The organism is Agrobacterium sp. 22-210-1 (genome assembly GCF_053522525.1).
On sequence record NZ_JBNWCI010000001.1, the window covers coordinates 2,591,615 to 2,603,109 of the forward strand.

Below are 11,495 nucleotides of genomic sequence, written 5' to 3' on the forward strand. Positions count from 1 at the left end.
GGTTTCAGAAATCCCAGTCTTCATCTTCAGTGGCAACAGCCTTACCGATGACATAGGATGAGCCGGAACCCGAGAAGAAGTCGTGGTTTTCATCAGCATTGGGTGAGAGTGCCGAGAGGATCGCCGGGTTGACCCGGCAGGCCTCGGCCGGAAACAGCGCTTCGTAACCCAGATTCATCAGGGCCTTGTTGGCATTATAATGCAGGAACTGCTTGACGTCCTCGGTCAGACCAACGCCGTCATAGAGGTCTTCGGTATATTTCGCTTCATTGTCGTAAAGTTCGAGCAGGAGATCGAAGGCGAAATCCTTGATTTCCTGTTTTTTCGCCTCGTCCAGACGCTCCAGCGCCCGCTGGAACTTATAGCCGATATAATAGCCATGCACGGCCTCGTCGCGGATGATCAGACGGATAAGATCCGCCGTATTGGTGAGCTTGGCGCGGCTTGACCAGAACATCGGCAGGTAGAAGCCGGAATAGAACAGGAAGCTTTCCAGAAACACGCTGGCGATCTTCTTCTTCAGCGGATCGCCGCTGTCATATTCACGCATGATGAGCGCGGATTTGCGCTGCAGGAACTCGTTTTCCTCCGACCAGCGATAGGCGTCGTCAACGTCAGGCGTGAGGCAGAGCGTCGAAAAGATCGAGGAATAGGAGCGGGCGTGCACGGCCTCCATGAAGGAGATGTTGGAAAGCACCGCCTCCTCATGCGGCGTTGCCGAATCCTCCATCAGGCGCACGGCGCCGACACCGTTCTGGATGGTGTCGAGCAAGGTCAGGCCAGTGAAGACACGGATCGTCAGTTTCTGTTCTTCCGGCTTCAGGGTTCCCCAAGAGGGGATGTCGTTGGAAAGCGGCACCTTTTCCGGCAGCCAGAAATTCGAGGTCAAACGGTTCCAGACTTCGAGGTCCTTGTCGTCCTCGATGCGGTTCCAGTTGACTGCGCGGATACGGGACGCGGGTTTTACGGCAATGTTCATTGTCTTGTCCCTCAATTCAGAGCGTGCAGGAAACGCAGCCCTGAACCTGCGTGCCTTCCAGCGCCATCTGGCGCAAACGGATGTAATAGATGGTCTTGATGCCCTTCTTCCAGGCGTAGATCTGCGCCCGGTTGATATCGCGTGTGGTCGCCGTATCACGGAAGAACAGCGTCAGCGACAGGCCTTGATCGACATGCTGGGTGGCCGCCGCATAGGTGTCGATGATCTTTTCAGGGCCGATCTCATAGGCATCCTGATAATATTCGAGATTGTCGTTCGAGAGATAGGAAGCCGGGTAATAAACGCGGCCGATCTTGCCCTCTTTACGGATTTCGATCTTCGAGACGATCGGATGAATGGAAGAGGTGGAGTGGTTGATATAGGAGATCGAACCGGTTGGCGGTACGGCCTGAAGGTTCTGGTTATAGAGACCCGATGCCATCACGTTCTGCTTCAACGCCGTCCAGTCTTCCTGCGTTGGAATGGCAATGCCGGCTTTTTCGAAGAGCTCACGGACCTTTTCCGTCGCGGGCAACCATTCCCGGTCGGTATATTTGTCGAAATAGTCGCCCGAGGCATATTTGGAACTCTCAAAGCCCTTGAAGCTCTGGCCCCGTTCCACGGCAAGACGGTTGCTGGCGCGGATGGCGTGATAGGTGACGGTGTAGAAATAGATATTGGTGAAATCGACGCCTGCTTCAGAACCATAGAAGATGCGTTCGCGCGCCAGATAACCGTGCAGGTTCATCTGGCCAAGCCCGATGGCGTGGCTGGCATCATTGCCCTTTTCCACCGAGGGAACGGAGGAAATGTGGCTCATGTCCGACACTGCCGTCAGCGCCCGGATGGAGGTCTCGATCGTCTTGCCGAAATCGGCCGAATCCATCGCCGAGGCGATGTTCAGCGAGCCGAGATTGCAGGAAATATCCTTGCCCATATGGCTGTAGGACAAATCTGCATTGAATTCGCTCGCTTCGCTGACCTGCAGGATTTCCGAGCAGAGATTGCTCATGCTGATGCGGCCGGCGACCGGATTGGCGCGGTTCACCGTATCCTCAAACATGATGTATGGGTAACCGCTTTCGAACTGGATCTCGGCGATCACCTGGAAGAATTCGCGCGCCTTGATCTTCTTCTTGCGGATGCGGCTATCGGCGACCATCTCGTGATATTTTTCGCTGACAGAAATCTCGGTCAACGGCACGCCATAGACCCGCTCCACGTCATAGGGCGAGAACAGGTACATATCCTCGTTGTTGCGGGCGAGTTCGAAGGTGATGTCAGGGATAACCACTCCAAGCGACAGGGTCTTGATGCGGATTTTTTCGTCGGCGTTTTCGCGCTTGGTATCGAGGAAGCGCATGATGTCAGGGTGGTGGGCATGCAGGTAGACTGCGCCGGCACCCTGACGCGCACCGAGCTGGTTGGCGTAGGAAAAGCTGTCTTCCAATAGCTTCATGACAGGAATGACGCCGGAAGACTGGTTTTCGATCTGCTTGATCGGCGCTCCGAATTCGCGAATATTGGTCAGGGACAGCGCCACGCCGCCGCCGCGCTTCGAAAGCTGCAGCGCCGAATTGATGGAGCGGCCAATGCTTTCCATATTGTCTTCCACACGCAGCAGAAAACATGAGACCAGTTCACCACGGCTCTTTTTGCCGGCGTTGAGGAATGTCGGCGTTGCCGGCTGGAAGCGGCCGGAAATGATCTCGTCCATCAGGTCGCGGGCAAGCTGCTCATCGCCGCGCGCCAGAGCCAGCGCCACCATGCAGACGCGGTCCTCGTAACGCTCCAGATAGCGTTTTCCGTCGAAGGTCTTCAGCGTATAAGAGGTGTAATATTTGAAGGCACCGAGAAAGGTCGGAAAACGGAATTTCCGGGCATAGGCCTCGTCATAGAGATCTCGAACGAAATTGAAGGAGTACTGGTCCAGCACCTCCTGCTCGTAATAGCCCTCCGTCACCAGATAATCGAGCTTTTCCCTGAGGTTATGGAAAAAGACGGTGTTCTGGTTGACGTGCTGCAGGAAATATTGCCGGGCCGCAAGGCGGTCCTTGTCGAGCTGGATCTTTCCGTTCTCGTCGTAAAGGTTCAGCATCGCGTTCAGCGCATGATAGTCCAGAGCCGCTTCGAGCGGTTTCTGAGTTGTGGCTGCCGGCTGTTTGGCGTCCTTGCGCAGCGCGCTCGAGGTTAGCGTGTCCAAAATCGTTCCAATCCATGTTTGACGTTGGCGACATCTTCCTCCGTGCCGAGAAGCTCGAAGCGATAGAGAAACGGCACTGCGCATTTGCGCGAGACGATATCTCCGGCGGATGCGAAAGCTGCGCCAAAATTCGTGTTGCCCGCCGCGATGACACCGCGAATGAGATTTCGGTTGGAGGGCTCGTTCAAAAACCGGATGACCGGCTTCGGCACTGCCCCTTTCATACCGCCGCCGCCATAGGTGGGGGTAACGAGCACATAGGGCTCCGACACCTGAGGCACGTCATCCTCAGCACCGAGCGGCAGGCGAAACAAGCGCCGCCCGAGCTTCATAAGGAAACGATGCGTGTTTTCAGAGCGGCTGGAATAATAAACGATCAGCCCCATCACGCTGCCGCCTCAGCTGATCGCGCCGATCATATCCGGCCGGAAACCCGCCCAATGGCGTTCGCCGGCGACGACCACGGGAACCTGCATGTAACCGAGGCCGCGAACGTGATCGAGCGCATCCGCATCTTCAGAAATATCGACGATCTCATAGGGGACACCGATGCGGTCCAGCGCACGATAGGTGGCGGTGCATTGGACGCAGGCGGGCTTGCTGTAAACGGTGACGGTCATAATTTCCCTTTCGAAGCCGCTTTACACACGGCTCAACATTGCCGATTGCGGTCGCAATCGGGTGGATGGATCTGTCATTCAGGTGAGGCGCACGGCTTAGAGGGTTTGTCGCATTTCCGGACGGAAACCGGTGTCCCTGAAAATGTTCCGGGCCGCGTAAGATCACTCTCTACGCCGATGAGCGCAGGAACTTAAAAAAATGCACTGGCATGACTTCACCCCGAAGCTTGTTCTGGAGGGGGCAGAAAAGGGCGAACGCAATTCATTTGCGCCATACCTTCCTTCCGGACACCCCGCCCGTGGACGTTTGCGCTCAAGGCAGGTCTCCTGACTTGCGGGTCACAACATCTGTTCCGGCCTTCCCGGAGCTTTTGACCCCAGTGACCCAAATCGGAACGATGCTCGCCGCTTACAGTTGCGGGGGCAGTTTCGGCCTTGCTTCGCCATAATGGCGTTACGCACCGAATTCCCGTCTTAGCTCCCAATCCTTGCGAATCGGAAGAACCTCGAACACCACATATAGTATATGAGGAAATTTTCACGTCAATGAATAGACACAGGAAAGCCCCACCCTGTGGATCAAAAAGATTCAACACATGGTCAACAAAGGCTTAACGACAAGTGCGCCTTGCCGCCACAGGACGGGAAAGCGTTAATCTATTCCCAGATATCGATGTGAATATCGGCGGGGCGGGTATTCTCGATCACCCTTTTGCCGTTGGGAAGATCGTTTTCAAACAGCTTGGCGTGGACCGCAGCTGCATCAAGACCATAGCCCTGCCATCTGTTGCGCAGCCTCTCTTCAAGCACCGCGACGGACGGTCCAACGAAAATGGTGAGGTCGAAGTTATCGGAAAGCGCTGTCCAAGGCGCCTCGTTGAGCAGCAGATAATTGCCTTCAGCCAGGATGAAGCGGGTCTCAGGCGCGATGGCGCGGGCGGAAGCAATGGCGATTTCGCGGGAGCGGTCGAAAACCGGAACAAGCACCTCCTGCCCGCCCTTGCGAACGGCAAAGACGATATCGAGAAAACCACGCACGTCGAAGGTTTCGGGCGCGCCCTTACGCGACAGCAGCCCTCGCTCTTCAAGTATGCCATTGTCCATATGGAAGCCATCCATCGGCAGGACGGCGGCCGTTTCGTCCCGTGCGAGCAAAGCATCGCAAAGGGCATCCGCCAGCGTGGATTTGCCGGCCCCAGGGGGACCGGCAATAGCGAGGATAAAACGGGATTTACCTTCTGCCCGCCGAAGAACGTCTTCGGCGATCGTTTCAAGCTTCAGCGTCATGCGGCAAGCGTTTCCTTCGGCGCTTCCTTGGCGCCGGTCATGAAGGCGACGGCGTCGGACATGGAGTAGTCCTTCGGATTGATGACGCACAGGCGCTTGCCGAGCCGGTGGATATGGATGCGATCCGCAACCTCGAAAACATGCGGCATGTTGTGCGAGATGAGAACGATCGGCAACCCGCGCGAGCGCACGTCCAGAATAAGCTCCAGAACGCGCCGGCTTTCCTTGACACCAAGCGCCGCCGTCGGTTCGTCGAGTATGACGACCTTGGAGCCGAAGGCCGCCGCGCGCGCCACCGCTACACCCTGCCGCTGGCCGCCGGAGAGGGTTTCCACCGCCTGATTGATGTTCTGGATCGTCATCAGGCCGAGTTCCGAGAGTTTCTCGCGGGCGAATTTTTCCATGGCCGGACGATCCAGCGCGCGGAAAAGACTGCCCTGAATGCCGGCTTTGCGGATTTCCCGGCCGAGGAACATATTGTCGGCTATGGAAAGCGCCGGCGACAGCGCGAGGTTCTGATAGACCGTCTCGATGCCGGCCTTGCGCGCCTCGATGGGCGAGCGGAACTGCACGGGCTGGCCTTCCAGCCTGATCTCTCCCTCATCGGGCGTCACCGCACCGGAAATCGCCTTGATGAGCGAGGATTTGCCGGCGCCGTTATCGCCGATCACGGCCAGGATTTCTCCGGGATAAAGATCGAAATCGGCATGGTCGAGGGCGGTTACCCGGCCGTAGCGTTTGACGAGATTGCGTGCTGTGAGAATGGGTTCTTTTGCCATCAGCCTGCTACCTTTCTGATCCACTGGTCGATTGCGACAGCCATGATGATGAGGACGCCGATCAACAGATAGGTCCATTGCGGGTCGGTTCCGATGAGCCTGAGGCCGAGCGAAAAGACGCCGACGATCAGGGCACCGAAGATCATACCCATGATGGAGCCGCGCCCGCCGAACAGCGACAGGCCGCCAATGACCACTGCGGTAATGGATTCGATATTGGCGAATTGGCCGGCGGTCGGCGAAACCGAGCCGATGCGGCCGATCAAGGCCCAGCCGGCGAAGGCGCAGATGAGGCCGGACAGGGTATAAACGGTGGTCAACATACGCTTGACGTTGACGCCGGCAAGTTCGGCAGCATCCGGATCGTCACCCACAGCATAAAGATGGCGGCCCCAGGCGGTGCGGTTGAGCACATACCAGAGCAGGGCGACAAGCAGAACCATGGCGATGACGCCATAGGTGAAGACCGCGCTGCCGACACGGATATTGGCGCCGAAGAATTGCAGGATCGGCGCCTGCTGGGCGATATCCTGGGCTCGGATCGTCTCGTTTGCGGAATAGAGGAAGTTGGTCGCCAGTACAATCTGCCACATGCCGAGCGTGACGATGAAGGGCGGCAGCCTCATGCGCGAGACCAAAATACCGTTGATGAAGCCGCAAAATGCGCCGACGGCGAGGCCACAGAGAATGGAGAGTTCCGCCGGCAAGCCGTAACGGAAGGTGAACTGTCCCATGATGACGGAGGACAGAACCATGATCGCGCCAACCGACAGATCGATGCCCGCCGTCAGGATGACCAGCGACTGCGCCGCGCCGACAATACCGACGATGGCGACCTGCTGCAAAATAAGGGTCAGCGTGAAGGCCGAGAAAAACTTGCCGCCGAGGAGCAGGCCGAAAACAATCAGAGACAGCACCAGAACGATAAGCGGAACGGCCGCCGGACTGGAGTGGAGAAAGTGCTGTAGTTTTTCCAGAACACTCTTGTCGTGCGTATCGAAAGCGGCGACCTGCGTCGAACTTCCCGAAAGCACATTTTCAAATTCATTATGCGGCTGAGCCCGCACCGGCTGATCGCTCATGGATTTTCCTCCCGATCGCTCTATCGCATCCGCCCTGAAACAAGGGTCTACTTCCCAAAAGAATGACGCGTAGATTCAAAGTGTTGTGAAGCGGGCCAATCTCGTGTCTGCGGGACGCGCGGCGCGCTCGTTTGTTCCTTTGTCCGATCCCCCGGATCGTGCCTGATATTCATTCTGCTCCAAGGGCGGGGGCACGAATGCCCCCGCGGGTTTCAACGGTGAGGCATCAGCCCCAGCACTTGTTGAGACCTTCCTTCGTATCGATGGAGTCGAGCCCCTTGACCGGCTTGTCGGTTACCAGCGTCACACCGGTGTCGACGAAGTTCTTGCCTTCGGTCGGCTTCGGCTTTTCACCCGTATCGGCAAACTTCTTGACGGCTTCGACGCCGAGGGCTGCCATCAGCAGCGGATATTGCTGCGAGGTTGCACCGATCACACCTTCCGCCACGTTCTTGACGCCGGGGCAACCGCCGTCGACGGAAACGATCAGAACATCCTTTTCACGGCCAACCGCTTTCAGCGCTTCATAAGCGCCGGCAGCCGCAGGTTCGTTGATGGTGTGGACAACGTTGATGGTCGGGTCCTTCTGCAGCAGATTTTCCATCGCCGAGCGGCCGCCTTCTTCGTTACCATTGGTAACATCGTGACCAACGATACGTGGATCGTTTTCATCACCGATCTTGTTGATGTCCTTAACGTCGATGCCAAAGCCCTTCATGAAGCCTTGGTTACGCAGCACATCCACCGTCGGCTGGGAGGGGGTGAGGTTGAGGAAGGCGATTTTTGCGTCCTTGGCCTTATCACCAAGGGTGCCGGCGGCCCATTTGCCGATCAGCTCACCAGCCAGAAGATTGTCGGTGGCAAAGGTGGAATCGGCGGCATCGACGGGCTCCAGAGGCGTGTCGAGAGCGATCACCAGAAGGCCTGCGTCACGCGCCTTCTGCACGGCCGGAACGATGCCCTTGGTGTCAGATGCGGTGATCAGGATACCCTTGGCGCCATCGGCGATGCAGGTCTCGATGGCTGCGACCTGGCTTTCGGAATCGCCGTCGATCTTGCCGGCATAGGATTTCAGCGTCACGCCAAGTTCTTTGGCCTTGGCGGTCGCGCCTTCCTTCATCTTGACGAAGAAGGGATTGGTGTCGGTTTTGGTAATGAGGCAAACCGAAGTATCGGCCGCGGACGCGACGGAAGCGAAAGAAACGCCAAGCGCAAGCGCGCCCAGAAGAGCGGAAACAGTGGTCTTCATGAGATCCTCCCAATGGATATTTGAGCACCGTGACGGTTACCCGACGATCTCGTCTCCTCCGAGAACAATGATCGTTGACCCAGATGGAACCACCAAAGGAAACGCCTGTCAATAAATAAATCCGATTGAATTATTAATTCCGTATGGCATTCTAATATGCGGCAGGGAGGAATATCGCCGCCGTTGTTTACGTTGCGATAGCAAGATTGCCATAAAGCCTGCAGGTATCGGTCGTGACGGATATAGCGGGCGGGAGGATGACATTATGAGACAATCTGTCGAGACGGCGCCGCCTGCGCCGCCCACCATTATGGATATGAGCGGCGGCGCCAACCAGATCGGGGTGCGCGCTTATAATGAGCGGCTGGTGCTGTCGCTCGTGCGCCGCCATGGCGGATTGTCGAAAGCCGAAATATCCAGGCTTTGCGGCCTTTCGGCGCAAACTGTCTCGGTCATCATGCGCTTGCTGGAGAAAGACGGCCTTCTCATTCGTGGCGAAAGACTGCGTGGAAAAGTCGGGCAACCGTCAACGCCCATGCGTCTCAATCCCGACGCCGTCTTTTCTTTTGGCGTGAAGATCGGCCGGCGCAGCGTCGATCTTGTGCTGATGGATTTTGTCGGCCGGATAAAACTCAAGCTCCGCAAAACTTACCCTTACCCTCTGCCGGAGTGGATATTGCCGTTCGTGATCGAAGGGATCACGGAGATCGAATCGAAATTGTCACCGGCGGAACGGCAAAAAATCACCGGAGTTGGTATCGCCGCCCCATTCGAGCTGTGGAACTGGGCCCAGGAAGTGGGCGCGCCGCAAGCCGAAATGGAACGGTGGCGGGATGTTGATATCCGCTCCGAAATTGCCGAAAGCGTCAGCTACCCCGTCTTTCTGCAGAATGACGCGACCAGTGCCTGCGGTGCAGAACTGGTTTTTGGCGCCGGCCAGAACTACCCCGATTTTCTCTATATCTTCATCGGTTCCTTCATCGGTGGCGGAGTCGTTTTGAATTCGGCGCTGTTCTCTGGAAAAACAGGTACCGCCGGCGCGATCGGCCCCCTGCCGGTGCAGGGGCAGGATGGCAACACGGTTCAGCTTCTGAAAATCGCGTCGATATTCGTTCTCGAGAACATGCTACGTGAAAAGGGTATCGATCCGCGTCCCCTGTGGTTCTCACCCGACGAATGGATCGATTTCGGCGAACCGCTGGAAAGCTGGATCAATAAAACTGCCGCGGCGCTCGCGCAAGCTGTTATCGCGGCAGCCTCGATCATCGATTTTTCCAGCGTCATCATCGATGGTGGTTTTCCCGACTGGGTCAGGACGAGAATAGTCTCCGCCACCCGGCTTGCCCTCAAGCATCATGATCTCCAGGGCGTCACACTGCCGGAGATCATCGAAGGCGCGGTCGGCAGCCAGGCCCGGGCGATCGGGGGGGCAAGTCTGCCCTTGTTTTCCCGCTATCTCATCGATCAGAACGTTCTCTTTAAGGATACGACAGGCTGAGCCTTTACGCTTTACCTTACTATCCCCAAGCTGCTCTTCGCCGAATTTATCTGTCAGTCACGCGCCAGTTGCGTGCTGCATGATCGCCTCAAGAAAGGCGGGGCCGTAGCGCTCCAGCTTGGTGTCTCCGACGCCGGGGATCTGCGCCATCTCCCTCGCCGAGGCCGGTTTCGCAGCAGCCAGTTCGATCAGGGTCTTATCGTGAAAAATCACATAAGGCGGGACGTTCTGTGCACGGGCAATTTCCATACGCTTTGCACGCAGCACCTCGAAGAGACTACGATCCGCCTCCGGCAAAGCTGTCGATGCGGCATTCCGCGGCGTCTGCTGCCGGGCAGAACGGGGCGCGGATGGTATTCTCAGCATCAGGGCTGGCTTTTCGCGCAGGAACCGCCTCCCTTCTTCGGAAATCGACAATCCGCCATGTCCGGACAGATCCACTTCGATCAGGCGCAGTGCAACCAGCTGCCGCAAAATGGCGCGCCAGGAGCGATTATCATGCTCTTTGCCGATCCCATAAGTGGTGATCTGATCGTGCCCGAAACGGGAAATCCGCTCGTCCTCGACGCCGAGTAAGACGCGAATGACATAGGCCTGGCCGAAACGTTCCCCGGTGCGGTAAATGCAGGAGAGCAGCTTTTGCGCGGCTATCGCGCCGTCAAACAGGTCAGGTGGCTCCGCACAGGTATCACAGTTACCGCACGGCTCGCATCGATCACCGAAGTAGGAGAGCAGGACCTGACGGCGGCAGCCCGCTGTTTCCGCAAGACCGAGCAGGGAATCAAGCTTCTGGCGCTCCATATATTTGCGCTGGTCCGCAGCATCCGATTCTTCAATGAAGCGGTTGCGCAAGGCGATGTCTTCATAACCGTAAAGCATAAGCACGTCTGACGGCAGACCATCACGACCGGCACGGCCGGTCTCCTGATAATAGGCCTCGATGCTGCCCGGCAGATCGATATGAACCACGAAGCGCACGTCCGGCTTGTCAATGCCCATGCCGAAAGCGACGGTGGCGACGATAATCACCGCCTCACCGTGCTGAAAACGGGTCTGGTTTGCCTCGCGGGCGGTCTTGTCCATACCCGCGTGATAGGGCAGCGCGTCTCGCCCCTCTTCCCGCAACCACGCCGCCGTCTCATCGACCTTGCGTTTCGACAGGCAATAAACGATGCCGCTCTCATTCTCCCGGCCATTGAGAAAGCGTTTCAGCTGGGCGCGGGGATTGTCCTTTTCCATGATCGCGTAGCGGATGTTGGGGCGGTCGAATCCGGCAATGAACGCGTCATCCTCATCGATCGCGAGATGACCGAGAATTTCGGTACGGGTGGGCTCGTCGGCGGTCGCCGTCAGCGCCATGCGTGGAGTATCGGGAAAACGCTCGATCAGCATATCGAGCTGACGGTAAGGCGGGCGGAAATCATGCCCCCATTGCGACAGGCAATGAGCTTCATCAACCGCGATCAGCGACAGGTCAATGGATTGAAGCGCGTCCAGCACATCCGGCTTGAGAAGGGTTTCCGGCGCGGCATAAAGAATGTCGACATTGCCGGCCCGCATCTCCCGCCAGAGCGTTCGACGCTCTTCCAGAGAAAGATCGGAATTGAGGGCCTCGGCCCGCACACCCGCCTGACGAAGTGCCGCGACCTGGTCCACCATCAATGCGATCAGCGGTGAAACGATCAGCCCCATGCCGCTACGGGCAAGCGCCGGGATCTGGTAACAAAGCGACTTTCCTCCGCCCGTCGGCATGAGGACGAAGGCATTGTTTCCCGCCATGACATGCTGGATGATATCG

Annotated in this window: 10 protein-coding genes and 1 riboswitch; of the genes, 1 reads left to right on the forward strand and 9 read right to left on the reverse strand. The window is 57.5% G+C overall.

The features are described 5' to 3' along the window. Positions 1 to 4: 4 nt before the first annotated feature. The 8 genes from nrdF to ACQZ5F_RS13020 form a co-directional block, all read right to left on the reverse strand. Positions 5 to 979, reverse strand: a complete 975-nt coding sequence (gene nrdF, locus ACQZ5F_RS12985) for a class 1b ribonucleoside-diphosphate reductase subunit beta (RefSeq protein ID WP_046799098.1) — start codon at positions 977 to 979, stop codon at positions 5 to 7. 16 nt (positions 980 to 995) lie between these two features. Beyond that, positions 996 to 3,182 (reverse strand): class 1b ribonucleoside-diphosphate reductase subunit alpha, encoded by a 2,187-nt coding sequence (gene nrdE, locus ACQZ5F_RS12990; RefSeq protein ID WP_225339637.1) that lies wholly within the window; start codon positions 3,180 to 3,182, stop codon positions 996 to 998. After that, positions 3,170 to 3,568, reverse strand: coding sequence for a class Ib ribonucleoside-diphosphate reductase assembly flavoprotein NrdI (gene nrdI / locus ACQZ5F_RS12995; RefSeq protein WP_225339638.1), 399 nt, complete (start codon positions 3,566 to 3,568; stop codon positions 3,170 to 3,172). The genes nrdE and nrdI overlap by 13 nt, the downstream gene beginning before the upstream one ends. Before the next feature lie 12 nt (positions 3,569 to 3,580). After that, positions 3,581 to 3,802, reverse strand: coding sequence for a glutaredoxin-like protein NrdH (nrdH, locus tag ACQZ5F_RS13000; protein WP_046799096.1), 222 nt, complete (start codon positions 3,800 to 3,802; stop codon positions 3,581 to 3,583). Between the two features lie 300 nt (positions 3,803 to 4,102). Then, a riboswitch (cobalamin riboswitch) is annotated at positions 4,103 to 4,326 on the reverse strand. Positions 4,327 to 4,459: 133 nt separating this feature from the next. Further along, on the reverse strand, positions 4,460 to 5,089 hold the full coding sequence (locus ACQZ5F_RS13005) for a nucleoside triphosphate hydrolase (RefSeq protein WP_225339639.1): 630 nt from the start codon (positions 5,087 to 5,089) through the stop codon (positions 4,460 to 4,462). Beyond that, positions 5,086 to 5,868 (reverse strand): ATP-binding cassette domain-containing protein, encoded by a 783-nt coding sequence (locus ACQZ5F_RS13010; protein ID WP_046799094.1) that lies wholly within the window; start codon positions 5,866 to 5,868, stop codon positions 5,086 to 5,088. Before ACQZ5F_RS13010 ends, ACQZ5F_RS13005 begins: the two co-directional genes overlap by 4 nt. Beyond that, positions 5,868 to 6,950 (reverse strand): ABC transporter permease, encoded by a 1,083-nt coding sequence (locus ACQZ5F_RS13015; RefSeq protein ID WP_052820097.1) that lies wholly within the window; start codon positions 6,948 to 6,950, stop codon positions 5,868 to 5,870. Before ACQZ5F_RS13015 ends, ACQZ5F_RS13010 begins: the two co-directional genes overlap by 1 nt. A 226-nt stretch (positions 6,951 to 7,176) precedes the next feature. Further along, positions 7,177 to 8,199, reverse strand: coding sequence for a sugar ABC transporter substrate-binding protein (locus tag ACQZ5F_RS13020; RefSeq protein WP_046799093.1), 1,023 nt, complete (start codon positions 8,197 to 8,199; stop codon positions 7,177 to 7,179). Between the two features lie 265 nt (positions 8,200 to 8,464). Between ACQZ5F_RS13020 and ACQZ5F_RS13025 the strand changes: the two genes are divergently transcribed. Beyond that, the gene (locus ACQZ5F_RS13025) at positions 8,465 to 9,697 is read left to right on the forward strand and encodes an ROK family transcriptional regulator (protein WP_448730443.1); all 1,233 of its coding nucleotides are present in this window, start codon (positions 8,465 to 8,467) and stop codon (positions 9,695 to 9,697) included. Between the two features lie 57 nt (positions 9,698 to 9,754). On the opposite strand, the gene recQ is transcribed toward ACQZ5F_RS13025, so the two are convergent. Continuing rightward, positions 9,755 to 11,495: DNA helicase RecQ (recQ, locus tag ACQZ5F_RS13030; protein WP_448730442.1), on the reverse strand; the 1,741-nt coding region annotated here is incomplete at its 5' end.